This is a genomic window from Streptomyces sp. NPDC048473, assembly GCF_043200155.1.
Taxonomy (GTDB): domain Bacteria; phylum Actinomycetota; class Actinomycetes; order Streptomycetales; family Streptomycetaceae; genus Streptomyces.
The window spans coordinates 42,700-68,931 of the sequence record NZ_JBICXE010000018.1; the positions used below are offsets into that span (position 1 = coordinate 42,700).

General features: G+C 70.9%; 30 protein-coding genes. 29 read left to right on the plus strand and 1 reads right to left on the minus strand.

Features of this window, described 5'->3' with window-relative positions:
* Nucleotides 1–57: 57 nt before the first annotated feature.
* Entirely contained in the window at nt 58–813 is a 756-nt protein-coding gene (locus ACGFU7_RS26255) for a site-specific DNA-methyltransferase (protein WP_097242951.1), read from the minus strand.
* A gap of 524 nt (nt 814–1,337) precedes the next feature.
* Here ACGFU7_RS26255 and ACGFU7_RS26260 point away from each other — a divergent pair.
* The 29 genes from ACGFU7_RS26260 (at nt 1,338) to ACGFU7_RS26400 (ending at nt 26,222) form a co-directional block, all read left to right on the plus strand.
* Nucleotides 1,338–2,456: a C40 family peptidase gene (locus tag ACGFU7_RS26260; protein ID WP_366505228.1), complete on the plus strand. Its 1,119-nt coding sequence runs from the start codon at nt 1,338–1,340 to the stop codon at nt 2,454–2,456.
* 139 nt (nt 2,457–2,595) lie between these two features.
* Nucleotides 2,596–2,913, plus strand: coding sequence for a DUF6112 family protein (locus ACGFU7_RS26265; protein WP_054102483.1), 318 nt, complete (start codon nt 2,596–2,598; stop codon nt 2,911–2,913).
* Complete coding sequence (locus ACGFU7_RS26270; RefSeq protein ID WP_356723045.1) at nt 2,913–3,593, plus strand: hypothetical protein; 681 nt, start codon at nt 2,913–2,915, stop codon at nt 3,591–3,593. The genes ACGFU7_RS26265 and ACGFU7_RS26270 overlap by 1 nt, the downstream gene beginning before the upstream one ends.
* A gap of 35 nt (nt 3,594–3,628) precedes the next feature.
* A complete protein-coding gene (locus tag ACGFU7_RS26275) occupies nt 3,629–5,002 on the plus strand; it encodes an ATP-binding protein (protein ID WP_366505226.1) in 1,374 nt (457 codons plus the stop codon).
* Nucleotides 5,003–5,089: 87 nt separating this feature from the next.
* A complete protein-coding gene (locus ACGFU7_RS26280) occupies nt 5,090–6,562 on the plus strand; it encodes an SCO6880 family protein (protein ID WP_097922835.1) in 1,473 nt (490 codons plus the stop codon).
* A gap of 58 nt (nt 6,563–6,620) precedes the next feature.
* Nucleotides 6,621–7,091, plus strand: coding sequence for a DUF6238 family protein (locus tag ACGFU7_RS26285; protein WP_393698752.1), 471 nt, complete (start codon nt 6,621–6,623; stop codon nt 7,089–7,091).
* 23 nt (nt 7,092–7,114) lie between these two features.
* Nucleotides 7,115–7,657, plus strand: a complete 543-nt coding sequence (locus tag ACGFU7_RS26290; protein WP_393698754.1) for a hypothetical protein — start codon at nt 7,115–7,117, stop codon at nt 7,655–7,657.
* A gap of 45 nt (nt 7,658–7,702) precedes the next feature.
* The gene (locus ACGFU7_RS26295; RefSeq protein ID WP_097242956.1) at nt 7,703–9,217 is read left to right on the plus strand and encodes an ATP-binding protein; all 1,515 of its coding nucleotides are present in this window, start codon (nt 7,703–7,705) and stop codon (nt 9,215–9,217) included.
* A gap of 99 nt (nt 9,218–9,316) precedes the next feature.
* Nucleotides 9,317–9,721: a hypothetical protein gene (locus tag ACGFU7_RS26300; RefSeq protein WP_366505223.1), complete on the plus strand. Its 405-nt coding sequence runs from the start codon at nt 9,317–9,319 to the stop codon at nt 9,719–9,721.
* A 28-nt stretch (nt 9,722–9,749) separates the two neighbouring features.
* Nucleotides 9,750–10,517, plus strand: coding sequence for a hypothetical protein (locus tag ACGFU7_RS26305; RefSeq protein ID WP_393698756.1), 768 nt, complete (start codon nt 9,750–9,752; stop codon nt 10,515–10,517).
* A 125-nt stretch (nt 10,518–10,642) separates the two neighbouring features.
* A complete protein-coding gene (locus tag ACGFU7_RS26310) occupies nt 10,643–11,110 on the plus strand; it encodes a hypothetical protein (protein WP_393698758.1) in 468 nt (155 codons plus the stop codon).
* Between the two features lie 291 nt (nt 11,111–11,401).
* The gene (locus ACGFU7_RS26315) at nt 11,402–12,196 is read left to right on the plus strand and encodes a hypothetical protein (protein WP_393698760.1); all 795 of its coding nucleotides are present in this window, start codon (nt 11,402–11,404) and stop codon (nt 12,194–12,196) included.
* Between the two features lie 17 nt (nt 12,197–12,213).
* Complete coding sequence (locus ACGFU7_RS26320) at nt 12,214–12,732, plus strand: hypothetical protein (protein WP_310870729.1); 519 nt, start codon at nt 12,214–12,216, stop codon at nt 12,730–12,732.
* Between the two features lie 394 nt (nt 12,733–13,126).
* Nucleotides 13,127–13,327 carry a hypothetical protein gene (locus ACGFU7_RS26325; protein ID WP_393698761.1) on the plus strand — a complete coding sequence of 67 codons (201 nt, stop codon included), beginning with the start codon at nt 13,127–13,129 and terminating at the stop codon, nt 13,325–13,327.
* A gap of 75 nt (nt 13,328–13,402) precedes the next feature.
* Entirely contained in the window at nt 13,403–13,924 is a 522-nt protein-coding gene (locus ACGFU7_RS26330; protein ID WP_393698763.1) for a hypothetical protein, read from the plus strand.
* A gap of 79 nt (nt 13,925–14,003) precedes the next feature.
* Nucleotides 14,004–14,738: a glycosyltransferase family 2 protein gene (locus ACGFU7_RS26335; protein WP_393698765.1), complete on the plus strand. Its 735-nt coding sequence runs from the start codon at nt 14,004–14,006 to the stop codon at nt 14,736–14,738.
* A gap of 48 nt (nt 14,739–14,786) precedes the next feature.
* The gene (locus tag ACGFU7_RS26340; protein ID WP_393698766.1) at nt 14,787–15,596 is read left to right on the plus strand and encodes a DUF317 domain-containing protein; all 810 of its coding nucleotides are present in this window, start codon (nt 14,787–14,789) and stop codon (nt 15,594–15,596) included.
* A gap of 54 nt (nt 15,597–15,650) precedes the next feature.
* The gene (locus ACGFU7_RS26345; RefSeq protein WP_393698768.1) at nt 15,651–16,835 is read left to right on the plus strand and encodes a hypothetical protein; all 1,185 of its coding nucleotides are present in this window, start codon (nt 15,651–15,653) and stop codon (nt 16,833–16,835) included.
* 69 nt (nt 16,836–16,904) lie between these two features.
* The gene (locus ACGFU7_RS26350) at nt 16,905–17,306 is read left to right on the plus strand and encodes a hypothetical protein (protein ID WP_393698769.1); all 402 of its coding nucleotides are present in this window, start codon (nt 16,905–16,907) and stop codon (nt 17,304–17,306) included.
* On the plus strand, nt 17,303–17,653 hold the full coding sequence (locus ACGFU7_RS26355) for a hypothetical protein (protein ID WP_393698771.1): 351 nt from the start codon (nt 17,303–17,305) through the stop codon (nt 17,651–17,653). Before ACGFU7_RS26350 ends, ACGFU7_RS26355 begins: the two co-directional genes overlap by 4 nt.
* 323 nt (nt 17,654–17,976) lie before the next feature.
* Nucleotides 17,977–18,717 carry a hypothetical protein gene (locus ACGFU7_RS26360; protein WP_393698772.1) on the plus strand — a complete coding sequence of 247 codons (741 nt, stop codon included), beginning with the start codon at nt 17,977–17,979 and terminating at the stop codon, nt 18,715–18,717.
* Between the two features lie 49 nt (nt 18,718–18,766).
* On the plus strand, nt 18,767–20,023 hold the full coding sequence (locus ACGFU7_RS26365; RefSeq protein WP_393698774.1) for an MFS transporter: 1,257 nt from the start codon (nt 18,767–18,769) through the stop codon (nt 20,021–20,023).
* A 113-nt stretch (nt 20,024–20,136) separates the two neighbouring features.
* Nucleotides 20,137–20,358 carry a hypothetical protein gene (locus tag ACGFU7_RS26370; protein ID WP_393698922.1) on the plus strand — a complete coding sequence of 74 codons (222 nt, stop codon included), beginning with the start codon at nt 20,137–20,139 and terminating at the stop codon, nt 20,356–20,358.
* Between the two features lie 195 nt (nt 20,359–20,553).
* Entirely contained in the window at nt 20,554–21,696 is a 1,143-nt protein-coding gene (locus tag ACGFU7_RS26375) for an AAA family ATPase (RefSeq protein ID WP_393698924.1), read from the plus strand.
* Complete coding sequence (locus ACGFU7_RS26380) at nt 21,693–23,492, plus strand: hypothetical protein (RefSeq protein ID WP_393698776.1); 1,800 nt, start codon at nt 21,693–21,695, stop codon at nt 23,490–23,492. The genes ACGFU7_RS26375 and ACGFU7_RS26380 overlap by 4 nt, the downstream gene beginning before the upstream one ends.
* A gap of 82 nt (nt 23,493–23,574) precedes the next feature.
* A complete protein-coding gene (locus ACGFU7_RS26385; RefSeq protein WP_393698926.1) occupies nt 23,575–24,024 on the plus strand; it encodes a hypothetical protein in 450 nt (149 codons plus the stop codon).
* Between the two features lie 109 nt (nt 24,025–24,133).
* Nucleotides 24,134–24,550 (plus strand): hypothetical protein, encoded by a 417-nt coding sequence (locus ACGFU7_RS26390; protein ID WP_097242977.1) that lies wholly within the window; start codon nt 24,134–24,136, stop codon nt 24,548–24,550.
* Nucleotides 24,547–25,320 (plus strand): hypothetical protein, encoded by a 774-nt coding sequence (locus ACGFU7_RS26395; protein ID WP_393698778.1) that lies wholly within the window; start codon nt 24,547–24,549, stop codon nt 25,318–25,320. The genes ACGFU7_RS26390 and ACGFU7_RS26395 overlap by 4 nt, the downstream gene beginning before the upstream one ends.
* Nucleotides 25,317–26,222 carry a hypothetical protein gene (locus tag ACGFU7_RS26400; RefSeq protein ID WP_393698780.1) on the plus strand — a complete coding sequence of 302 codons (906 nt, stop codon included), beginning with the start codon at nt 25,317–25,319 and terminating at the stop codon, nt 26,220–26,222. The genes ACGFU7_RS26395 and ACGFU7_RS26400 overlap by 4 nt, the downstream gene beginning before the upstream one ends.
* The last annotated feature ends 10 nt before the right edge of the window (nt 26,223–26,232 follow it).

Consider the following 26,232-nt stretch of genomic DNA (forward strand, 5'->3'; position numbering starts at 1 on the left):
CACGAGCGGGCACATACAGAGCGCACTCCGAACCGCGCCGACCGCGCAGAAGACGCCTCAGACCACGAGGGTCAAGTCGTCCTGGGTAAGGGTCTGTTGCTGCGCCTCGGTGAGCCGGTCGGCAGCGATCTCGGCATAGGTCTTGCTCTTCTCGACACCGATGAAATCGCGGCCCTCCAGCAGGGCCGCGACGCCGGTCGAGCCGGATCCGCAGGTGAAGTCGAGCACCGTGCCTCCCGGCGGAGCGATTTGCACCAGCTCACGCATGACAGAGACGGGCTTCTGTGTGATGTGCTGCCGAGCCTTGCCGCTGGGCTGCGAGGCACTGTAGAGGCCGGGCAGGTAGACCGGGTTGCGGGCCGCGTCGATCGGTCCGTTACTGGCCCAGATGATGAATTCGCAGTTCTGGGTGAAGCGTCCCTTCTGCGGCCTGGCCTGCGGCTTGTGCCAGGCGAGCACACCGCGCCAGAGCCATCCGGCGGCCTGGATGGCATCCGTGGTGATGGGCAGCTGCCGCCAGTCGGTGAACAGCAGCGCCGTGCCGCCGACCTTGGTGAGCCGGTGCGCCTCGGTCATGATCTGGGTCAGCCAGAAGCCGTAGCTCCTCTGGTCCATGTTCTCGCCTGTGAAGTCCGGCAGCTCGTGCCCGGCGTCGGCGGAGGTGTACTTCTGCTTCGCGGACCGGGAGGTCCTCTCCTTCGCCGTCCGCCCGCCGCTGTTGTACGGCGGGTCGGTGATCACGGAGTCGACGCAGTTGTCCGGCAGCTCGGCGAGGACGCCGAGTGCGTCGCCCTGGTGCAGGGAAAAAGGCAAAGAGATACCCCAATTCGGTTCGGGTGGAGGGGGATAGACGCTCCGGCTCGCCTGGATGAGACCCGTTGGACCAAATGCGGGCAGGAAGGCTCCGCGGTCCGCGCAGCGGGGAGGCGAGGGGAGGAGCCAAAACTGTAGGGCACGATCCCCGGTTGAGCGCTATCGACGCCGAAACCCCCGAGAAAGAGCCTCGATCAGATGCGATTTCGGCAACCGGGGATCCGCCCTTACTGTTTTGGAACTGCCCGACGAACACCGTCGATGGCACATCCCCGTCCCTGCCTTCACGGAGATTTCCCATGTCCTGGCACACCTGACCCGACGCCCCGTGCCGGTGCGAGCGGCAACTCGCACCCGTGCACCCGGGCCCCGATCTACCCACCATCCCGGCCGTCGCGCCCTTTCCTCAACGACGCACGCGCCTCCGGGACTTCACCAAGGACCTCGCTTGTGACATCGCTCTACCCTCCCCTGCCCGCTCCCCGTCCGCCGGCCCGTGACCCTCTGCCGGGAGGCAGGCCGGATTGAAGGGCATAGCCGCCGGCATCGGCGTCGTCGTCCTCTCCCCCCTGTTGCTCGCCGGCACCGCCATGATGATGGCGTCCTCCAGCGAAGCCGCGACCACCGCTTCGTTCAGCGGATGCCTGACCGGCCTCGACACCGCCGAGGTGACCAAGGAAGTCACCAAGATCCTCGACGGCGCCTCCGGCAAGGACATCCACATCCAGGGCCTGGACCTTCCGGCCGAGCAGATCCCCAACGCACAGACCATCGTGGCCACCGGCCTGAGCCTCGACGTGCCCAAGAAGGGCCAGATCGTCGCCATCGCCACCGCGATGCAGGAGTCGCGGCTGCGCAACCTCAACTCCGGAGACCGGGACAGCCTCGGCCTCTTCCAGCAGCGCCCCAGCCAGGGGTGGGGCACCGCGCAGCAGATCCGTGACCCGGTGTACGCGTCCGAGCAGTTCTACAAGCATCTGCTCAAGGTCGACGGCTGGCAGCAGATGAAGGTCACCCAGGCCGCACAGGCTGTCCAGGCGTCCGGCTACCCGGACGCGTACGCGCAGTGGGAGGACCTCGCCACCGCGCTGCAGAAGGCCATCGCCAAGACGTTCCCGAACGCCGGCAAGGACGAGCCCGCCAAGGACACGGAGTCCGCGTCCGGCGCTGGCATGTGCACACCGGACAAGGACGGCACGTCCTTCGGGCGGATCCCCGAGGGCAGCGTCCCGAAGGGATACAAGATCCCCAAAGATGCCGACCCCAAGGCACGCGCGGCCATCGAGTGGGCCATGCACCAGCTCGGCACGCTCTACCAGTGGGGCGGGTCGTGCACCGACTCCCACGGGCCTGACCCGATGGGGCGCTGCGACTGCAGCTCGCTGATGCAGCAGGCGTACGCGCACGCCGACGTCAAGCTCACCCGCACCACGTACACGCAGGTCAACGAGGGCAAGTCCGTCTCGGCGAAAAGCCTCAAGCCCGGAGACCTGATATTCAGCCGCGGCACCGCCGCCCGGCCCGAGCATGTCGGGATGTACATGGGCGAGGGCCTCGTCATCGAGGCACCACGCACATCAAAGCCCGTCCGGATCACTCCGATCAAGGACTGGGACATCCTCGCCGCGCGCCGCGTCCTCTGACGACGCACGCCGCCCGGACACCACCCGGGCGGCCCCGCCGGGCCCGCCTCTCGCGCCCCGCGCGCCACTCCCCCCTCCCTTCACCTCTCTTTCGCCGGCCTCTGCCCGGCCCGCGCACGCAAGGAGCCCTGCCACACCCATGCCCATACCTCTTGCAGACCGCGCCGTCGTCTTCCTCGCGTACGACCCAGGCATCTCACCCAAGGGCGGCGGCCTGCCCGGCCTGGCTGTCCTGAAGAACGTCGTCAACTCGATCAATATGTTCGGGATCATCGCCGTTGTCGGCGCCCTTGCCGTCTCACTCGGCGTGTGGGCATGGGGCCACCACACCGGCGGTCACCAGGCCGAGGCCAACGGCAAGAAGGGCGCCGTCGTCGCGGCCGGCGCTGCGCTCGGCCTCGGCGCCGCCAACGGGATCGTGGCGTTCTTCTCCGGCCTGGGGTCACAGGTCCACTAATGCAGAAACGATTCCCCTCCCTGTCCGGGTACGGCGTGACCTGGTCGGCCAACAAGCGCGTCGCGATCGTCGCCCTGGTCATCACCGCGCTGCTCATCATCGCCGCCACCACCGCGTGGTTCACCGGCCGCGGTGAGCACAGCGAGAGCACCAACGCACCGTCCCAGGAGAGCAGTTCCTCACCCCCCGAGGCCGCCCCGAAGCCCGCGGCCGGGTCGGGTTCGGTCCCCAAGCCACCGCAGATCAGCGAACCGGTCGCCTTCGCCAAGGCAGCAGCGGCGATGCTCTGGTCGTACGACACCCGCGACACCGACCGCGACCAGCAGCTCGCAGGCATGGGCGCGTGGATGACCAAGGAGACCAAGTACGCCGACTGGGCGTCCGTCTCCGGCCAGGTACCCGACCCGCTGCTGTGGTCACGCATGGCCGACCAGAACCAGCACGCCACCGGCACGGTCACCGAAGGCCACTACCCCGGCGCGTTCAAGCAGGCGCTCGCCGAGGACCCCTCCGCGATCACCGAGGCGTACATCTACGTGGTCACGGTCAACGGGCGGCAGCAGATCGAGTGGAAGAAGGGCGGCGGCGGAGCCGAGGAGCGTGCCGTGACCCTCGCCGTGCAGTGCCGGCCCAGCCACGACTGCCGCCTGGCCGGCATCGCCCCCAGCGTCACGCAGTGACCCACCCCGCCGATAAGTAAGGAGGACGACTTCCCTTGGGTTTCTGCGACTTCCCTCTCGCGGACAAGCTGTGCGCTGTCGGTGAGGCCGTCGATTTCGCGAGCGATCCCGGCAAAGCCATCGGCGACTGGATGGCCAAGAGCGCCGGCGAACTCGCCGCCGCGGCAGCCGACCTGGCAGCCAAGGCCGTCAACGCCACCACCAAGGTGGATTTGAACGCCGGATGGTTCCGCGACAACTACGAGATGCTGCTACCGATCGGCCTGATCATCCTGGTCGGGACGTTCTGCGCGCAGCTCATCCGGGCAGCCGTCAAACGCGACGGACAGGCCCTTGCCCAGGCATTCACCGGCACCATGTCGGGCGTCTTGTTCGCCTTTTGCGCCATCGCGCTGACGACGGTCGCCATCGAAGTCGTCGATGCCTTGTCCGACGGCCTGTTCGCCGCATCGCACCTGAACATCGAAACTGCCGTCCGCCGCATCGTGAAGGTGTCCCAGATCGGGGCCCTGTCCGGCCTGGGCTGGCTGGTCGCGGTGTTCGCCGGACTCGGCGCCGCCTGCGGAGCCTTCCTCTACTGGTGCGTCATGATGGTCAGAAAAGTGGGCATTCTGGTCATGGTCACGCTAGCGATCTTCGCCGGCGCGGGCGGCGGCTGGGAGGTCGCCCGCCGGTGGCGCCGGGGCTGGATCGAAGCCACGGCCACCCTCGTGGTCAGCAAGCTGCTGATGACCATCATCTTCGTGCTCGGCATCGCCGCCATGGGCAAGACCGAGGCCAAGGACGGCCTCGGAGCGCTCGCCGACGTCATGGCGGGCATCGTGATCATGGTTCTGGTTCTGCTCTGCCCGTACGCCACGTTCAAATTCGTGCACTGGGCGGCCGAGGGCACGGACGGAGAATCGATTCACCGCGCTGGTGGCGCCGGCGCTCAGCTCGCCCGGCAGCACGCCGAGAAGGCCGGCCGCAAGGCCGCCGCCGCTGCGGCCACCGCCGGCACGGGCGGCGCGGCAGCCGGAGCAGGAGCGGGTGGCGCCCCGCAGGGCCCCGATGCCGCCGGAGGCGGCGGGTTCCCGGGCGACATCGCCGCCAACCCCACCGGGGGCGACAGCGGCAAGGAAGGCCAGGGTTCGCAGGGTTCTTCCGGGGCCGAAGGGCTCAAGAACGGCCTGGAGAAGGCCGTCCAGCCGCCCCCGACCAGTCCCAGCGACGACACCAGCGGTCAGGTAGGCGGTGCCCCCGGAGGGGGCGGCGGTTCCGGATCGCCCTCCGGCGGAGGCAGTGGCTTCATGTCGCAGCCCGGCGCCGGAGCGTCCTCGCCCCCGCCCCAGGGCGCTCCACCGGCACCGGACTCAGGCAGTACCTCCAGCGGGACCGGCGCGCCGCCGCCCCCGCCGGCCGGCCTGTAGCCCCTGCCCGACTCCGGGGCGGCACGCGCCGCGCACTTGCCGCCGCGTGCCGCCCCGGCCACCGCCCGCGCACCCCCGGAACGGCCCTTGTCTGATCTCACCGTCACACCGCTCACCGTCAAATTCCCCCACCGGTCGAAGCGCGGCATCCTGCTCGGCCTGTCGCTGCCCCAACTCGTCCTGGTCTCATGCGCGTTGGCGCTTCTGCTGGCCACCGTGGTCTCCACCGGCCTGCTCGGCGCCATCGCCCTGACACCGCTGTGGGCCGTGGTCGCCGCCTTGGTCGCCATCCGTCGACACGGCCGCTCGCTGATCGACTGGGCGCCGATCGTCGTGCGCTTCGCCCAGCGGCGCCGCACCGGCCAGACCCTGTGGCTCGCCCGGCCCGTCACCCGGCCCCGCCAGGACGGCGTCCTGCATCTGCCCGGCACCGCCGCCTCGCTGCGGGTGGTCACCCCCGGCGACTCCGTCAATGGCGCCGCCGCCGTGCATGACCCGCACCGGCAGACCCTGACCGCCGTCGCCCGGGTCTCCAGCAGGGCCTTCGCCCTTCTCGATCCCGCGACCCAGAACCACAACGTGAGCAGCTGGGGACGCGCGCTCGCTGGCATCGCCCGCACCGGACACGTCGCAACCGTGCAGGTGCTGGAGCGCACCGTGCCCGACAGCGGCGACACCCTCTCCCGTCACTGGAGCCAGCAGGGCCACCCCGAGACACCGGTCGCCGGGCAGGTCTACAGCGATCTGGTCGCCTCCGCAGGGCCCGCCGCCGCCCCGCACGAGGCATACGTGGCGATCTCCCTCGACCTCAAGGCCGCCAAGCGACTCATCAGCCAGGCCGGCGGCGGGCTACCCGGCGCCTTCACCGTGCTTGAACAGACCACCAGCTCCATCGCTCAGGCCGCGCGCAGCGCCGGACTCATGGTGACCGGCTGGCTCTCGGCGCGCGAGATCGCCGCCGTCATCCGCACTGCCTACGACCCCAAGGCACTGTCCGCACTGCAGCAGTGGTCGGAGTCCGGACGGGCAGAAGCCGACCCGGCCGCCGCCGGGCCCGTGGTCCAGGTCGAGGAGTACGACCGGCTCGCCACCGACTCCGCCCGGCACGCCACCTACTGGGTAGAAGACTGGCCCCGCACGGAGACATCCGCCGGCTTCCTGCACGGCCTGATGTTCACCGCCGGAGTCCGGCGCACCCTCTCCCTTATATACGTGCCCCAAGGGCTCGAGTCCGCGATGCGCGACGTCCAGCGCAAGAAGGCCGCCATCATCGCCGACGCGAACGAGAGGTCGCGGCGCGGACAGGTCGACTCCGAGGCCGACAGCGTGGAGTACGCGGACGTCAAGACCCGCGAGCGCCAGCTGATCGCCGGACACGCCGATGTGGCCCTGACCGGGCTCCTCACCGTCTCCGCCGAGACCGACGCCCTGCTCGACGCCGCCTGCGCGCAGATCGAGACCGCTGCCGTCACCGCCCAGGTCGACCTGCGGCGCTTGAACTTCCAGCAGCCCGATGCCTTCACGCTCGGCGCCCTGCCGCTCGCCCGCACGGCCCTGTAGCCCACGCCCGGCCACCCGCCGACGTCCTGCCACCGCGGCAGGAAGGAACTCTTCCCCTTTGACCTCTGCCATCCCCATCGGCGACGCGTACCCGTACCTACGGGCCGCCAGCGCCGGCATCCGCCACCACACACGCGCCCGCGCCCCGCGCGCTGAACGCCACGCCTCACCTGCGGACCGCGTGCACCTCGACGTGCTGCACGCCCATCTGACCTCGCTGCACCAGCTGCTCGACCAGCTCGCCGACACCACCCGGCCGCCGCATCCCGCCGCCGGCCGACATCTGGCCACCGCGCACACCCGGCTGTGGCAGGCCACCGCCGCCGTGCACGACGCCTTCCACCTCCTGCCCGTGGCGGACGCGGCCCTGACGGAAACCGAGTGCCACCCGGAGCGGCTCCCCGAGGGACCGCCCGTCCTGACCATCTGCCAGCGCCACCTCGCCGCCGGCCACGTCGTCCGCCGCAAGACCACTCCGGCCGACCTCAACGCCCCGGCACCCGGCCACACCACCACCTGCGCCCAGTAACCCGCTCCACCGAAAGGCCCTGCATGCGCAAGCTCAAGCGCTTCACCTCCACCACCGCCCTCCTCGCCAGCCTCGCCGGCACGGCCGCGCTGGCCACCGCCACGCCTGCGTCCGCCGCCAGCTACCACTGCACGACCAGCAGCTACACCGTCGACGACCCGTCGTACACCGGCCCCGACTCCGACAACTGGGACTTCGACGTGCGGCTCTGCGCCAAGCGGAGCGGCGGCTACATCTACACCACCGCCACGGTCAACTGGGACGGCCCCTACGCGGCCAACCAGCACAGCAGCCTCACCTTCAACAAGGCGCGCTTCCACCTGGAGACCAAGAAGTCCACCGCCGGCACGGACCCGGTCGTGAAGTACGCCAACTACACGGGCTTGGAGCACGCGCTCGAACACAGCAGCGGCAACGGCAACGGGAGCTACAAGACCGGAACCCTCAAGACCAAGGCCAGCGGCCGGTACCAGTACCTCGCCGACGGCTACATCGAGCTGGACTGGTCGGGCGACGGCACGGGCTACCGCAAGCCGCTCCTGTTCAGCGCCTCCCCCCGCGTCTGACCCCCGCACCGCTCCAGACCGCCACCTTGTGAAAGCCGCCCTGCCATGAGTCACCGGCCCGCGCGCCGAGCCCGCCGCGCCAGCGCCAGCCCCCTGTTCACGCCGCATGGCACCGACCGCGCCGCCCGAAAAGCCGCCCGCCGGCAACTCGCCGAAGCCGCCGCGAAGGCCCGCGTCGAAGCAGCCGCCCACACCACCGGAGCCGGGGCGGAGGAGCAGGAGATGCCGTCGCCGCTCTTCCCGCCCGCAGGCCGCCCCGGCCCGGCGTCCTCCCGCAACAACAAGATCAAGTTGCCTGCCCACCGCATGACCACAGCCACGGCGAGCGGGGCGTACCCCTTCCTCGCCGAGGGCGGGCTGGGGGCCGAGGGCATCTACATCGGCCGCGACGTGCACGCCGAAGCCTCCTTCTGTTTCGACCCGTTCGCGCTGTACGGCAAGATCGACGGCTTCACCAACCCCAACGTGCTGTTGGCCGGGGTCATCGGACAGGGCAAGTCCGCGCTCGCCAAGAGCTTCGCGCTGCGCTCCATCGCCTTCGGCTACCGCGTCTACGTCCCATGTGATCCCAAGGGAGAGTGGACGCCCGTGGCGCAGGCGCTGGGCGGCACCTCCATCGCGCTCGGACCGGGGCTGCCAGGCAAGCTGAACCCGCTGGACGCAGCGCCGCGGCCCAACAGCGTCTCCGAGGCCGACTGGGCGGGCGAGATCCGCAAAAGGCGTCTGCTGCTGCTCGGCTCCCTGGCCCGCACCGTGCTCGGGCGGGACCTTCTGCCGATGGAGCACACCGGCCTCGACGTCGCCCTGGACGCCGTCGTCACCCGCGCCGCCGCGAGCGGACGCACCCCGCTGCTCGGCGACATCGCCGCCACCCTCAACAACCCCGACGAACTCGACACGGCCGGCGGCGTCATGTCCGGCCGCCTCGGCGACGCCTCCCGCGACCTCGCCCACGCCATGCGCCGCCTCGTCCACGGCGACCTCGCCGGAATGTTCGACGCCCCCAGCACCGTGGCCTTCGACCCCAACTCGCCCATGCTGACGATCGACCTGTCCCGTCTCGGCGGCTCCGGCGACGACACCGCACTCGTCCTCGCCATGACCTGCGCCTCCGCGTGGATGGAATCCGCGCTGTCCGACCCGAACGGCGGCCGGCGCTGGATCGTCTACGACGAGGCATGGCGGTTGATGCGCCACCCCGGCCTGCTCGCGAGGATGCAGTCCCAGTGGAAGCTGAGCCGCGGCCTGGGCATCGCCAACTTGATGGTGATCCACCGGCTGTCCGACCTGCTCACCGCCGGCGACGCCGGATCCCGCGGACGTGCCTTGGCCGAGGGCCTGCTCGCCGACTGCTCCACCCGCATCATTTACCGGCAGGAGACCGACCAACTACACGCCGCCGCAGCGCTGTTGGGGCTGACCTCGGTGGAAGCCGACGCGATCTCGCATCTCAACCGCGGCAGGGGCTTGTGGAAGGTCGCCGGACGATCCTTCATCGTTCAACATCTGCTACATCCGCACGAATTGGCTCTTTTCGATACGGATGCCCGAATGCATTGATCGTCCGTCGAGACGTGCCAGCCCTCCCTCAATCCCCGGATCCCCACCTTCATGGAAAATCCAACCAGCCTTCCACCATCCGCCGGCCCCGGCTCCCAGATGGTGCACGAATCCCTCGGCGCCTCGCCTCGGTTCCTTGGTCGCCTGCACACCGAAGGCCCCGAGCTGGTCATCGCCGATCTCGTCCACACGGCCGCGCGCCACCTGGACCACGTACACGAGCAGTTCACCGCCGCCGCCCAGAACGCGGCATCCGTTCTTACGCGCGCCGCTGCCGGGAACACGTCGATCAACTCCCTGGGTGTCCTGCAGAACAGAGGCACACAGATCGACATCCTCGCCGCACGTCGGGACGACGCAGTCGACCGGCTCAAGGAAACCATCGATGCCTACCGGCAGGTGACAGCCTCCGAGGACGCCGCCTCCCGGGCGCACCGCCCAAGCGCCGTGCCCGCTTCGGCGCCCACGATCACGCCACCTGCCCGCGTGGCGCGCGGCAGATAGGCCCGCCTCACCACTCCGTCAGGAGCCCATGCCCTCAGCACGCACCGACCTGGACATCTTCGCCGCCGGCCTGGCCGACCGCCTGCCGGGCGCTTGGACCAGTGAATACCACCGTCACCTCACCTACCCCGACCAGTTCCCCGTGGCCGAACAGATCTGGGGCACCGGCCACGTCAGCTACGTCGCCACCGGATTCGTGCTCGGACACGACGCTGTACTGCACGGCCCGGATCAGCAGCACCTCTATCTCGCCGACCGGCCGCGCTATCCGCACCAGTTCGTCGTCGCCCCGCTCGAGCCCGACGACGCCGCCATCAAGCCGCACCATTTCGACGGGGTCGAAGAGCCGAACGGCATCGTCGTCCCCAACGATCCCGCGCGCGCCGCAGCCCTCATCGCCCGCAGGGTCCTGCCCCGCTATGAGCAGGCCCGCCAGGCGGTACGCCGCAACGCCGCCGAGCAGCCCGAGCCCCCACATCGGCAGGCTCCGCCGCAGGTCGCCCAAGTGGTAACGCTGACCTGGTACGACGACGGAGCGCTCGGCACGCCGTACGCCAGAGTGCCGGAAGAGGCGCGCATGACGCTGTACGCCCATGGCTTCCAGTACCACCCGCACCAGGCAGCCTTCCTGCTGCCCGCTGCGTACGGCGAGGACGGTCGCGCCCGGCGAATCCAGGCAGTCGCCCTCCGCCTCGCGGAGAAGGGCATCGGCGTGAACCTGCGCCACGCCGCGCCGACCACGACCACGGTGCCACCGGCCGCGCCCCCCACGGCTGCACGCGGTGCAGCCCGCTGATCTCGCCGTCCCGTTGCCCCGTTCAGGAGCCCTTCCTGCCCTTCAATTACGACGACAGCAGTCAGCTGCACTCGCTGGCCGAGCACATCCACAACACGGCCGACGAACTGCCGCTGACCAACGCGGTGCACTCCGGCAGCGACAACCTCGACGACCTCGACGACCGGGTCCGCGACATCGCCGGACTGATCACCCACATCACCACCGCGGCAGCCTTCGCCGACCGCACCGTACGCCGCGACCGCAACCCCGAGTCGGACACCACCCGGCTCAAGGTCACCCAGCTCACGCGCGCGGTCGGCGTGCTGGGACACGCCCTGGCCGACCTCGGTGAAGCCGTCGGCCACGCCGGAGCCCTCCACCAGCTCGCCGCCTCACACCGCTCGACGCAACGCAGCGAGGCCATCGAATCCACGCGCGCCCTGCTGCACGCCCGGATCGACAGCGCCCGCGGTCGGCTCAACAAAACGGGCGCCCGACTCCACCAGGCAGCCGACTGGCTCACCGCTCCGCTGGCCCCGTCCCGCAGCACGAGCCCGAGCGTCACCACCCCCCACCCTCGGCCCAGCCCAGCCGCCTCCCGCACCCGCTGATCCATCCGCCCAAACCCCTGGAGCACCTCCATCCGCACCGCCCTCCGCGCCCTGCCCCTGCTCGTCTCCGCCGCGCTGCTCGCTACTGCCGCCACCGCCTGCACCAGCGGCGACGACACCCCGGCCGACGCGAAGTCCGCCTCCACGCCTGCCGCCCCGAAGCCGACTCCCGCACTCAGTGACGCGCAGGCTCGCGCCGTCATCACCAACTACTCGAAGATCAACAACAAGGCCAACGCGCAGCGTGACCGCGCCCTGCTCGACACCGTCGAGGACGGCCCGACGTACGCGATGTCCGTCTCCGACTACACCGAGACCGAGGGCCTGCCCAAGGCCGACCGCAAGCCGTACAAGCCGTGGTCGTACGACACCTCCAGCGCCAAGCTGTACATCCCGCGCTTCACGGCCGGCCAGGACCGCTGGTTCGCCGCCGCGCTCTCCGGCGAGAAGGGCAAGGACCCGAGCCGCATCGCCGTCTTCGCCGAGCGGCCGAAGGACAAGCGGTGGGAGATGTCCACCGTCGTCGACCTCGACAGCACGAAGCTGCCGGACATCGCCCTCGACGGAAGCGGCTACGCCACCGCGGTCGCCACCACCGGCAACAAGCAGCTCGCCGACGCCGACGTGCTGCGCACCGCGGTGATCGACAACTTCGCGACCGGCGGGACGAACACCGGCACCAAGGTCTTCGCCCCGACCAAGGCCAGCCAGCAGCAGATCAAGGTCCACGAGGAAACGACCCGCAAGTTCGGGAAGTTGGGCACCACCACCTTCGCCGGCGGCACCAACCGTTTCAAGGATGCCTACGCGCTGAAGACCGCCGACGGCGGCGCACTGCTGCTGTTCGCCCACACCCACACGCAGACCGACGCCGTCGCGCACTCCGGGCTGCAGATCAACCCGGACAAGGACGACAACGCCTGGCTGCACGGCATCCCGCGCACGTCGGTGACGTACACGTTCGTCTGCGCCGACGCCGCCACCGTGCCGGCGAAGGCCGCCCCGTCACGCCTGATCGGCTACAAGTGCGCCCGCACCGACGCCTCGGGTCCGCCCGTCGGCTCCGCTCGCACGGACCGCGCCTAGCCGACCGGGAGAGCCCCTTGTCCCTGCCCCACCCTGATTTCGAGCTGTACGACAACGTCGGCCGCGCCACCGAGCAGGTCACCGCCCATCGGGAGAACCGGCCGACCGTCGACGACCTGCACCGTTGGGCCGCCTACGACGCGCGAGAGTTCAGCGAATCGCTCCCCACCGGGGACGCCGGTCACAGCATCAGCAACTGGACCCAGCAGGTCTACCGTGCGCGCTCGTCCGCCGAGTTGAACACCGTCGCGCAGGCCGTCCTCGGCGACGGGCACAGCGGTCTCGGCGAGCTGCACCTGTTCTTGGAGACCGCGGCCGAGTGGTGCGAGCGCAACCAGGAACCGGGCTTCGCCGCCCGCTACCGCCAGCACGCCGAGGAGCTGTCCGCACTCGGTGATCAGCTCGCCTACCTGAGCGAGGACCACCTGGCCAGCATCTACCGGCGCCCGAACCGATCAGCACCCGCGCAACCCGCGCCGTCCGTGGCGGCGGCACCTGCCACGCCGGCAGCGCCCACGCGCCGCACCTCCCGCTGACCCACCCCGCCCATGACAGGAAGATCCTCTGTCCACTCGTTCTGTCATCGCCCGCCCCACCGGCACCACCGGCTACGCCGGAACGTACGTCCACTGGGACGGCTACCCCAGTCATCAACTGCCGCTGCTGCTCGCCGCACACCAGAACCGGTTCGCCGGCGACACCGACGCCCTGGCCGCATACCTCATCGCCGACGCACCAGAAGGCTGGTCCTACCTCGGCACCGAACTCCTCGACGGAGCACCCGAGGCCCTGCGCCAACACCTCGTCGGCGAGCACGACGAACCCGGCAAGCGATACCCGGCCCGCGCGAACGAACCGCCGCTGATCTACACCGAGCGGACGGCATCGCGACTGAACTGGGGTTATGTCCTCCACCCGCACGGCATCGAGGTGATCGGCGAGCCCGGCGCGGGACGCGGCCCCCTCGTCGCATGGGGCACCGACCCCCGCGTGCGGTTCCGCGACACCGCCTGCCTCTGGCGGCCCGACCAGCCGACCCCCGCCACCACGCCGCCTCGCGCCACCGCCCGTACGCCCGGCACCCCAGCCCAGCCGATGACCGCCCCGACGGCGCGCCCCCGCTCACACTGACCAGCCCCACTCCAGGAGACCGATCTGTCCACCCGTGCGGTCATCGCCCGCCCCACCTCCACCGGCTACGCCGGCATGTACGTCCACTTCGACGGCTACCCCGACAGCAAACTCCCGCTGCTGCTGGCCGCCTTCCGATACCGGTTCGCCGGTGACCTGGAGGCGATGGCCCGGCACCTGATCGACAAGGTCCACATCGGCTGGGAGGAGCTGGGCACGGATCTCCTCGACGGCGCACCCGACGCGCTACGCCGCTCGCTGACCGGGGGCGATGAGTTCCCCAGCCGTCAGCTCACCAACGTGTACAACACCGACGGCATTCCGGCCGAGCGTGAACTGATCACCCAGGACGGCACCGGCGACCTGGAGTGGGCCTACGTCCTGCACGAGACCGGCATCGAAGTGATCGGCCTGCTGGCGTACGACCGCGGACCCGTCGTCGGGTGGGACACCGACCCGCGCAGCCGTATCCGCACCGCCCCCGGCGCATGGAACCCGGGTTCCCAGGCTCCGGTCGTGCCGCTGCGCGTCGCCCCGCGCCTGTCCGCCACCGCTCCCTCGTCAGCCCCTGCGTCCCGCAAGTCCGCCCGCCGGTAGCCCCCGGAAGACCGCACCGTCCCGATCCACGCCTGTCCGGAGAAGCCCTCTGTCCCCGCACTCCCACCCGAAGATCACCGTGGTCATAGCGACCCAACTCCGCCCAGAACGACTGGCGTTCCTCACTGCCATGCACGCCAGTCTGTGCCGCCAGAGCGTCCCGTGGGAGGCCATCGTCGCCCTTGATGGGGCCGACCCCACCCGGCTGCCCGCAGCCCTCGCCGCCGACCCGCGCGTCCGCATCCTCGCCCTGCCCCGCCCGGTCGGCGCCGCATGCGCCCGCAACCTGGCTCTGAACGACGTCCGGACCAAGTACGTGAACTGGGCGGATGACGACGATGAGTTCACCGACTGGGCCATGGCGCTGCGGCTGCGCACCTTGGAGGAGACCGGGGTGGGCTGGTGTGCCGGATACAGCGAGGACCTGCACGACGGTTCCACGACATTGTGGCGGTGTCCGACACCGCCCGGCCGGCATGAGGCCGGAGACGTATGGCGGTACTGGAAGGACCCGGCCGACACCATCCCGCTCGGCCCGACCACCCTCCTGGCCCGAACCGACCTGGTGCGCGCGGCACCCATGGGCGGCCTCGTGCAGGGAGAGGACTACTGCGCCCTCGCCGTCACCTGCCTCGCCCCGGGGATCCTGCTGCCCGTTCCGGTCTACCGGTACCGCAAGCACCCCGCGCAAATGACGGCGCAGGACTCCTACGCCGAGCTGGAAGAAAGGGCGCGAGTCTTCGCCCACGGTTTTGGTGCCAGCCTGCACGCCGCAGCGCACCCTCGCCGCGATGCCGCCTCCTTCCTCGCGTAGTTGAGGCCCCCGTTTCGCCACCCGCTCCCCGATCCCACCGGAAGAACCATGCCTAACGACCCCGACCAGGTCAGGCCCGGGGAGAAGATCCTCATCTCTCCCCGCTATCTGGCCGCCAGCCTCCCCACCGACCACCAGCAGCTCCTCGACATCTTTGCCGAGGAAACCGCGTGGAGCGCACACACCGACGCGTCGTCGTTGACCGTCACCAGCCCCTGCCGGCGCATCACGATCCGCCACGACGAAGCAGCCGTGGGCCGAGGCCCTCACATGGTGATCACGGCACGTACCGAAGAAGAAGCGGCTGAGCGCTGGCGTGCGGAGATCGGGGGTTTCGTGCCGATCGAATGTGTCGCCAGGCTCCTCGGCACCCTGGCCGGCGAACTGGCCACCGATCCGGATCACGTCGTCTACGGCATCGGCGCCGAGCCCGGCCTGCTGGAGCTCTACGTCGACGCCGACTCCTGGACCCACTTCGACGACTTCGGACTCTCCGGATTCATCTCGCACGACGGGCACGCTGCCGTGGTCAGCCGCCCCGTGGACTCATCGGCGCCGCCCATCCACGGAGACACATCCGTCACCTGGCACCTGGCCGCCTCCCCAGAAGGCGTCGGTCACCTGTGGGACATCTCGTTCACGGACAAGACGCCGGCCTTGCTCCTGCACGCCGTCGCCGCCGAAACGCTCGATCCCCGGCCCACTCTGCGCTCCACGTCCTTCCCGTTCCCCGCCGCCGTCGCCCCGCTGGTGACCATCGAACGCCTCTCATCGCCATCCCGGCGTCCCACGGCGCAGCCTCCCCACGGCGGGCCGCCACGCAGCACCGAGCCCAAGCGCGCCCCGAAGACCCGCTGAGCCCTGTCCCTCTGGACGAACACGCTCCTGCGGACTCGACCCACCAGGACCTTGATGCCCAACCCCACCGCCGAGATCACCCTCACCACCAGCCGCCACCTGGGCCTGGTCGCCATCACGCACGGCGGGAAGTACCAGCAGGCCAACCGGGCACTGGAAGAAGCCGGATTCGCGCGCCTGCCCAACGGTGCGTCCATCGCCCCGCTGACCGATCCGCAGGCCGCGCGACGCACCGCCAGCGCTCTGGTGCATCACGCCCACGCACATGGCGCCACCATCACCACCAGCACCCGGCCCTACCTCGGCGACTTCGGCGCCGAGATCGCCGCACAACTGCCCGGCACCTGGAGTGCCGAACTGGAGATCTACTCCCACCCGCTGTGGCAGGAAGACCTCTGGCCCATGCTGTGGGAGGCCGGCGAGATGTACCGGGCCCTCGAAAACCGCCGCATCCCGTTCGCGTCCGTCCTGAAGAACGGTTCGGGCACCGAGCTGCTGCTGATCGAGCGCCCCGGCCACCGCAGCGGCTACCTCCTGGGCGCGCTCACCGACCGGGAGCAGGAGGACCCGCACGATGACCCGACCACGCCGCACAGCATCGTGCTGCCCGCCGATCCAGGTCTCGCCGCCCGCGCCATCGCGGACACGTTCCTGCCCGCCCGCCGGCGCGCCCTGCACCATCAGGACCTGAACAACGTCCTGCGTGCCCTGGAGCGCATCCGGGAAGAACACCAGACCCTCCAGGTGATCAAGGAATCCGGCCGGTACAGCGATGGCATCCCGCTCCGCGACTCCCGCCTGATCGGGGGCATGGAAAGGGACTTCGCCGACCACGCCTGGCTGTCCTACCGCGCCGTGCTCGAACACGCGCCGCTCCTCCTCACCCGCTGCCGTCCAGCCGCCACCCCCTGGCCCGAAGACGCCGCGGCACTGACCCGTCTGCGCGAGGCTCTCGCCTTCAGCCAGGACGCCTGGGACGAATGGAACGACCTGCGTCAGGAGTTGTACTCGATTCCCCGCGCGCTGCCGGCCCATGAATGGAGTCAGGTCCGCGGGCAACTCGGCCTCGCCGTCCTGCCCGCGATCGAGACGTGGCTCGCCGACAGCGAAGCGTTCGAGCGCCAGGCCCGTGCCGCCGTACCGGGTGGGCCGGCCGCGCTGTCCGCGCCCACCCCGCGACTCCTTACCGCCCGCCCCGCGCCGCTGCCCGCCCCGCGATCCGCGCCGGCGCACCGCTGACCGCTCACAGAAAGGATTTCGCCCCTGCCTGACCACTTCCGCTTCGGCGCCCATCCCGACCACGGCTTCGTGGCCGCCGCGACCGCGAACATCCCCGCGCACCTCGCCGACTGGTTCCTGGTCCGTGAACAGTTCGAGCCCGTCCCCGACACCCCGGGCCTGTACCGGCTCACCCACCCCGAGCAGGACGGCATCCGCCGTACCCGCCAGGCCGTGCACGACCTTCGTCGGCACGGCTACGAGGTCCAGGCCGACTACTCCCTCGACCCGGGCCGCAGCGCCAGCCCACCGCAGCCCGCTGTACGCAACGGGCTGATGGAGCGCCGCAACCGCATCGCGAAGGCCGCAGCCACCCCGTCCCCGCAGCGGCTCACCGCCCCGACCACCACGGCCCCCGGGGCTGCGCCGCAACCCGCGACCGTCCCCATCAACGGCCACGCCCAGACGGCCGGGAAGGGGCGAGGCCGATGAACGGCGAACCGATCCGCATCATCCGCGGCCGGGGCGGCCAAGTCGAAGTCGAAGGTGCGGTCGACGCCTTGGCCGCGAGCGTCCTGGCCCGCGCCGGGTTCGACACCTACCCCACGCTGCGGGGCGTGTGGATCCGGTTGCCCTTCGACCTGGGCCGTACCTGGGAGAACGAGCACGCCAGCTGGGCGGCCGAGATGCTCACCGCCGCCCGCTACCACGTCGACCTCGACCAAGACCTGCGCGTCGCCCCGCCCTCGGCGAGCGCACCGTCGGCGCAGCGCCGCACGAAGGCCGCCATGACCGTGCAGACCGCACCCCCGGGCACCTCGCGGCGGCAGCGCCGCTGATCCGACGCCCCCGACACGAAAGCCCGCCGTCCTGACTTCCTCCGCCGCCATCACCCTCCACCTCGCCGCAGGCAACACCATCGTCGCTCCCCAGCGGCGAGCGGCACCGGTGGGCCACCACCGCCCTGGAACTGGCCGGGTTCACCCGGCACCAGGACGAGGCCCATCGGCTGCCCCTCGGCGACCATGCACAAGCACGTGCAGCGCTCACCCAGCTCCACGAGACGGCCCGGGACTGCCAGGCCAAGGTCATCACCAGTGAGCGTCCCTATCTCGGCGACATCGCGCACGTCGTCGCCGAGGGCCTGCCCGGCCCGTGGGAGGTGGACATCGAGCGCTACCCGGACGGATCCATCCCGGCGCACCTGCTGGACTGGGTGTGGGAGGCCAGCCCCGTGCTGTCCGCGCTGTCGAAGTACCGCACCTCCTGTGCGGCGATCCTGCGCGACGGCGGCGGCACCGAACTCCTCCTGACCGAACGTCCCTGGGACGAAAGCTACTTGGTCGGCACCCTGCTGCCCTCCCCGGACCACGTCCACGTAGTCGGAACCGGCGCGCCACGCACCATCATCGCCACCACCGCCCACGGTGCCGCTGCCGACGCGCGCTCACGCCTCCTGCCGGAATTCGAGCAACTGGTGCTCCTGGCACGGCTGCGCGAAGTACAGGAGGACCTGCACTGGGTGCGAGATGCCGAGCCGGGGACCTTGCCCACCGTGGACCTGGACGCCGCGCTGGACCGATTCCTCACCCACGCGCCCTACCTGATCGAGGCAGCTCGCCGGGGCGACGGCAAGCCCCTGGCCGTACCGGAGACGGGTGTCCTCGTCCGCTTCGAAATCCTCCTTGCCCGGGTTCAGGCCGACGCCGGCGCCCGAGACAACGGGGAGCCGGGCGGCATGGACGAAGCGATGGCCCTGTGGCTCGAGTCCGGCGAAGACCTGGTCGACGTGGTCTGGGCCACCACCGTCGGTCCGGCCGAGGAGCCCTCCCGCCCGGCCGTCGCCACCGCCACGCCGCCCAAGCCTCCGACAGCGGTCGCTGCTTCCGGACGGACCCGCTGACCTTCCACTGCCGCCGCCCAGCCCAGACCAATCACGGAAAGCACCCGCGTTGAATTCCTGTACCGGCCGCCCGCCGGCCCGCTCCGCCTCCCGGCCGCTGCTCGCCGAGCGCCACGTCGCCCGGCTACTGGTGGGCACCCTGGCCGGGCGGCTGCCCAACGGCATGGCCCCCGTCACAATCCTCCTTCTGATCGCCGAGCAGGGCGGATCCCTCGCGGCCGGCGGGCTGCTGTGCGCGCTGTACGGGCTGGCCAGCGCCATCGGACAGCCGGCCCTGGGACGGATGGTCGACCGTCGCGGGCAGACCCGGGTCACGGCCGCCGCCGTCCTGATCACCACGGTCTGTCTCCTGCTGCTGCCGTACATCGACGCCGTCCTCCAGCCGGCGCTCGCGGCCGGCCTCGTGGTCCTCGCGGGTCTGAGCACGCCCCCGCTGGAGGCGAACCTGCGCGCGCTGTGGGGCGCCGTGCTGCCGGATCCCGAGCGCCGGCGTGCCGCGCTCGCGCTCGACACCGGAGCCCAAGGGCTGATCTACGTCGCCGGGCCGCCGCTGGTCGCCCTGCTGTCCGCCGTGCACGGTCCCGGCGTGGCCATGACGGTCACCGCGGCGCTGGGACTGCTTGGCGCAACCACGGTGCTCAGTGCCGCGCCGTCCAGGGCGTGGCTTCCCGCCGTCGCACGTGCCGGGGGATTCCTCGGGCCCCTGCAGCACGGCGGGCTGCGGCTGCTGTTCCTCGCCGTCGGCGGTGTCGGCTTCGCCTTGGGTTCGATGAACGTGTGGGCGGTGGCGATGGCCGACCGGCACGGCATGACTCTGCTGTCCGGACTGATCCCCGCAGCACTGTCCATCGGCAGCCTCGTCGGCGGCATCCTGTACGGCCGACGCCGCTGGCCGGGCCGTCTGAGCAGTCAACTCGTCACCGCAGCGCTTCTGTTCGCCGCCGCCTGGGTGCCGCTCGCCTTGGGCCCCGGCCCGCTCGCCGCGACCGCGTTCACGGCGCTGCCGGGCCTCTTCCTCACCGCGCTGATCACCAGCGCGTTCCTGACCGTGGACGCGCTCGCCCCCGCCGGCACCCGCACCGAGGCGTACGCCTGGCTGATCGCCGCGGTCGGCACCGGGCAGGCCGCGGGCACGGCCCTCGCGGGCGTCCTGTCCACCGGCCCGTCCGCCGCCGCGCTCCCGGCCGCCGGAGCCGTCGCCTGCCTGGGAGTACTGCTCGGCACCCGCCGTCGCCTCGCCACCCCGGGCAAACCGCGTCCCCGTGGACGGCACCGCCGCGCCCCGGCCCACGCCGCGCATCGCTGACCCTCGCGGGAATGGAAGCTCCGGGCCCGCCTCGCCTTCGCCCAACACCCCACCGCTTTCCCGCCACCACCGATAGGAGATCCGCCTTGCCCGAAGCACCAACAGAGCCGTTCATGACGATCCGGCACACCACCACCGGCGAGATCACCACCACCGGCTACAACGCCGCCGCCCGGCGGATCCTGCTCCAGGACGGCTTCGAAGAGACGCCAGGCTGCGCCTGCCGAGCGACGGAACCCGGTACGGAGCGGACGCACGGGCCTGCTCGGCAGCCAGCGAGCTGCTCGTCGCCGGCCATCCCCTGCACCTGGACCGAGCCCTCGGCCGGCCGGTGAGCGCCGACGGTACGCCCCGGTTGGCCCGGTCGCCGATGTCGGCACAGTCCGTGATCCGCTCCGAGAGCGGCCAGCCTCTCCAGCGCATCGCCAACCCCGCCCGCACCCGCACCTGTTGAAGAGGCCCTCGTTTTGACCACACCCGGAACGCCTACCAGTCCAGCGCGCACCAAGGGCGGCGAACTACGGGCCAAGGTGGCCCGACTGCTGGCCGACCGGCCGGCGGACACGCTCACCATCGGGGACATGGCCAGGCAGCTGGGCCACTCCCACGGCGCCGTCCGCAACGCCGCCCTCACCCTGGTGCGACGCGGCGAGGCCGACCAAAGCGGAACCGGACAACCGGAGTTCCGCGCGAACGCGAAAACCACCGCAGCCGCGCAGACCGCTGTGATCAGCCCACCGGGCACCCACTCTCCCCTCACCCAGCCGGCCACGGCCCGCACGACCATTCCCGCAGCAGCCACGCCCAGGCAGACCGGCCCGATCCGCCGCGCGGGGGGCCAGCTCTACCACCCCCGGGAGCTGGCCGATCTGCCCGACGTCGAGGCGTTGAATCGCCTGCGCGACGCCGACGTGCCGGTGCTGCTCTACGGCCCTCCGGGCACCGGCAAGACGAGTCTGGTCGAGGCGGCGTTCCCGGACCTGCTCACCGTCGCCGGTGACGGCGACACCACGGTCGGCGACTTGATCGGCGAGTACACACAGGACGACGCGGGAGCCTACGTCTTCCAGTACGGTCCGCTGGTCACCGCGATGACCGAAGGCCGCGCCCTGCTGATCGACGATGCCACCTTGATCTCACCGAAGGTCCTGGCGGCGCTGTATCCCGCGATGGACGGGCGCAGGCAGATCCAGGTCAAGGCCCACAAGGGCGAGACCATCAAGGCCGAGCCGGGCTTCTACGTGGTGGCGGGCCACAATCCCGGCGTCCACGGAGCGGTTTTGACGGAGGCGCTCGCGAGCCGGTTCAGCGTGCAAATCCAGATCGGCACGGACTACGACCTCGCCCTCGCCTTGAGGATCGATGCCCGGGTGGTCCGGGTCGCCCGGAACCTCGCCCGCCAGGTCGAACTCGGCGAGTTGGGCTGGGCCCCCCAATTGCGAGAGCTGCTGAGCTACCAGAAAACCGAGGCCGTCCTCGGCACCAATGCCGCGCTGGCGAACCTGGTCGGCATCGCTCCTGTGGAGGATCGCGACATCGTCGCCGACGCCGTCATCAAGGCTGTCGGCGTCAAGAAGATCGCGCCCCTCACCCTCGGCAAGCAGCTCCCGGCTTCGGCTGCCCGGCAGCCCCCGGGCAGCACCGGCTTCGTGCACCGGGGCCGCTCGCGATGAGCGCCCACCACCACGTCCAGTCACCCGCCACCACCCGGGACGACGACGCCGACCTCGCGCGCTGGGACGACGACGGCGCCCCGCCCGCGCAACCCCGTTCCTCCCCGGCCGCGTGGCTGCGCGTGGGAGCCGAACTCGGCGACCGGCTGGTCGCCCTCTCCGGCCGCCAGGACCTCCTCGTCACCTGCCGCCCCGGCACGCGCAGCGGCGCACCGGCCGCGTTCTTCCCCACCCTGGGTGAGGTCGAGTTCGACGCCGGCCTGTTCGCCCCGCTCCAGCCCCACGAGATCAATCCGCGGATCGTGGGCGACGAGGAGCGGTATCCCGCCGCCTGGGGAGTGTTCGTCCACGAGGCCGCGCACGCGGCCCACTCCGTCTGGACGCAGCCTGCCGGAGCGGACCCCCGCGTCGTGGAGGCCGCGCTCCTGCTGGAGGAGAGCCGTGTCGAAGGGCAACACCTGATCACGCGGCCCACGGACCGCACGTACCTGCGCACCAGTGCCCGAACCCTGGTCATGCCCGACATCGCCCACCCCACCCTCCAGGGCATCGAGCACGCCGCCGCCGTGGCGGCCCTGATCCTCGGCCGCCGTGACGTCGGCATCCTGGACGCCGGCGAGACCCGGGCCGTCGCCGACCTGTGCGAAAAGGTGCTGGGCGCAGACCTGCTGGACAACCTCACCCGCATCTGGACCGCAGCCCACCAGTGCGCCGACCACGACGCCACGACCATGCTCACGCACGGTCAAGAATGGTGCGACGCTCTGGACGCCGCTGCCCCCGCCCTGCCCGTGCCGGAGAACCTCACCGATCTGCTGTCCGGCGCCGTGGGGGTCGTCATGGACAGCACGGCAGCCACCGACGCCGCCGACCTCGCGGCACAGGCCGCAGCGACCAACGCCATGGCCGCGCAGTCCAAGGCGCAGACCCAGGACCGCGCCCAGCGGACCGGCCAGCGACGCAAAGCCGCCGCCACCGCCAAGTCGGTCTTCAACACCCGTGGCACCACCGTCAACCCCGACGGCACACCGGCGCCCTACGGCAACCCGGTCACCGGCACCCGCAGGCCCACCGCCGCCGAACAGAGTGCCGCCGCGCGCCTGAGCCGCGCCCTGCGTGCCGCCGCCTACCGCGAGCGGACCGAGGAGCGGACCACCAGCCCCACCCCGCCCGGCCGCCTCAACATGCGCGCGGCCCTCGCCCGCGACGCCCAGCGCGCGGCCGGGTCGATCCCCACCGCGGAACCGTTCACCCACACCCGCCGCCGGAACTCCCCCACCCCACCGCTGCGTGTGGGTATCGCCGTCGACGTCTCCCGCTCCATGCGCGCCGCCTGCGCACCCGTCGCGTCCGCCGCCTGGATCGTGGCACGCGCAGCAGCCCTGACCGACCCCGACTCCCTCACCGCCACCATCGCCTACGACACGCACCTGACCGCATTGACCCGACCCACCCACCGAGCACCAGAGCGCGTGACGACGTTCGATGCCAACGGCGGCCACCACAACCTCGGCGACGCCATCGACGCACTCGACCACGGCCTCGAACTCAGCCGCCCAGGCGCCGGCCGCCTCCTCGTGATCGTCACCGACGCCCGGTACGGCAGCGACGAAACCGCTCAAGCCGTCACCCGCGTCAAGCAGCTCACGACCGCCGGCTGCGCCGTAATCCAGCTCACCCTCACCGCCAAGTCCCAGCACCTGCCGGGGACCACCTTGCTCCACCTGCCCCAGCCCTCCAACGCTCCCGTCGCCATCGCCAAGGCGGCCACAGACGCCATCCGCAGGACACGCTGAGACGACGCAGAAGACAGAAAGCAGAAACAACCACGTGGCAGTCCGTACGACCTGGAAGATCGTCCACAGCTGTGGACACGAAGTGACGCACAACCTGTCCGACCGGGCCGCTGACCGGCGCGCCGGATACGCCCGCTGGCTCGAAGGCCGCGACTGCACCGACTGCTGGAAGGCCGCCCGCGACTCCGACACGGAATCCAAGGAAGCCTGGCTCGCCGCCAAGCGCGCCGAGGAGCAGCAGGCTGCCCGCGAGTGGGCCGAGCAGTTCGACATGCCGCCGCTCGAAGGGCCCGAGCGGGCCCTCGACTGGGGCGAGCGCTCCCGTCACCAGCTCGTCACCGCCGCGTACAGCGCGCTGGTGAGCGAGGGCACCTGGGACGAGGCCGACTGGGCCGTCCTGGAAGACAAGATCCGCACCGTCGACCGCGCTGGATGGTGGATCGACCAGCGGGACGCTGAGGGCTCTGACCTGCCCGAACTCCTTGACGCTGCCACGTCCGACGACATCGGTACCGAGAACCCGTTCCGGTAGAACGTGGGGGCATATACCCGACGATCCCCGGTTACCGAAACCGGGGATCGTCCGGATCCTTGTTCCTCCCACCGCCTCCCCGCGCACCTCGTGGAAGGAACCTCCTGCTGTGCCCGTCTCCCGCCACCCGCATGCCCCAGGTGACATCGTCACCCCCGAACGCGACATCACCCACGCCCACTTCCGGCCCGGCGACCAGGTCGTGATCCTCAAGGGCGTCGCCGGAAGCGAACTGTGGGGCGATGCCTACAAGGTCGTCACCCCCTCGTGGCACACCCCGACCGACGAGGACGGCTGGCGCCTGTTCGACCCGTCCGGAGGCGAGCGCACCTACATCACCGCGCACCCGCGCTACCTCGTCCACCTCTCCAGCCGGTGCCCCGACTGCCTCATCTACCAGCAAGCCCTGCGCACGTACCTGGTACCGCGCCTGGCCGGCGCCGACGAGGACATCGACTGCGGCTGGTACTCGGTCACCCACCTCAACCAGGTGGTGCACGTCGCCGACGCCCGGGGCGGTAAGTGACACACGCACTCGACTCGGAGCGCACCGCAGCCCTGACTGGTGCGGCTTCAGTGGCCATCGAGGCGATCACCGGGAGCGAGTGGCCGACGCTGCTCGCCGAGGCTCTGCGCGAGATAGAGGCGACGTGGCAGGAGTCGGCCGAAGTGTGCGCCGACATCGCCTGGCAGGCCCGCGCAGCCCAAAACAGCGCGCTGGTCGTACTCAACCCCGAGCACGTCACCGCCGCCGGCCCGGACCCGGTGATTCGGCGGACGTACCGGCACCTCTACCTCAGCACTTTGCGCTACGACTTCCGCTGCCGCGACATCGAGGACCTCATGAACAAGGTGCCGGTGAGCGTGCTGAACGAAGACCCGTACAGCGAAGCCCTCTACGGCTTCTCACGGTTGGGGCAGTCACGCTCCGACGGCCTCGCCGTCATGCACCGGGTCCTCGTTGCCGCACCCGGCCACCCCAAGACCCTGCACGTTCTGCTGCACGGTGTGTGGCTGGGCACCTTCCTTCCCGGCCGAGCGCCCATGCTGCTGATGCTGGTGGGGCTACTCCCCAAGGGCGGACTCAACGATCCGATCGCACTGTTCCGCATGGCCTCGGCCCGGCGCGCCCTGGGCCACTATCCCGAGGCCCTCACCGCCATCGACCACGCCCTGGAGTTGCTGGCGCCCGGCGAATTGGCAGTTCACGCCGACCTGGTACGCGAACGCCTCCTCATCACCGCCGCACACGACCTGACCCGCCTCATCCACAACCGTCCGGACCCCACCCCGTGATCATCCGCGTCAACCCGCGCGACCTCAGCCCCAACGAGCCGCTCGCCGAAGCCCTCGGCCGCCCAGTCAGCGGCCAGGAGGGCCTGACCGACCACACGGTGGTCGCCCACTGGCCGGGGCTGGACTACTACACCCCCTTCGACGAACAGCAGATCTGGACGTCCGTCGAGTGGGCCGAGCACCTGGACGACCCCACCTGGGAGCACCCCTTCACCGCCAGCCCGCACGGTGACCGCCGCACCATCTGGCACGCGGACGTGCGCCTGGCCCCCGACGACCGCGACCTCACCGGACCTGAGTGGTCCGAGATCGCCCACCGGATCGCCCGTACCGCCGGCATCCAGCGCCCCGGCGACGATCAGGGCTGCCGTTGGATCGCCGTTCAGGCACAGCCCGGACGCCTCGATCTGCTCGCCAACCTCATACGGCCGGACGGCACATGGACAGCGCAGCCACATCGGCTTCTCGCGCTCCTGGCCGCCGAGAGCCGGCGCATCGAGACCGAGCTGGACCTCATCTCGCCCCGGACCGGAGGCCCTGACCCGGATTCGGCCGCCCGGTTCGCCCGGCGCGCCACCCCGCAGGCCAACGTGGCTGACGCCGCCACGCAACTCGCCGGGCTGCTGGGGCAACTCTCCGACGAGAACACCGGGCCGCTGTCCACCGTCCGCGGTCTCGTCGAGCACGCGGCTCATCGCCTCGGCCGCCTCCCGCACGCTCACGCCCAAGGCAGCGGGCACCAGCTGGAGTTGATCGCACGCCGCCTGCACGGCATCCAGCAGGATCTCGACGCCACCGTCGCCGCCCTGCCCACCGCCCCAGCGACCCCGGCGCGACCGACACCCCCGCCGTGCCGGGCAGCGGCAGCCCCCGTCCCGCCCGGCGCCCGCCTTGCCCGCTGACCCGTCAGAA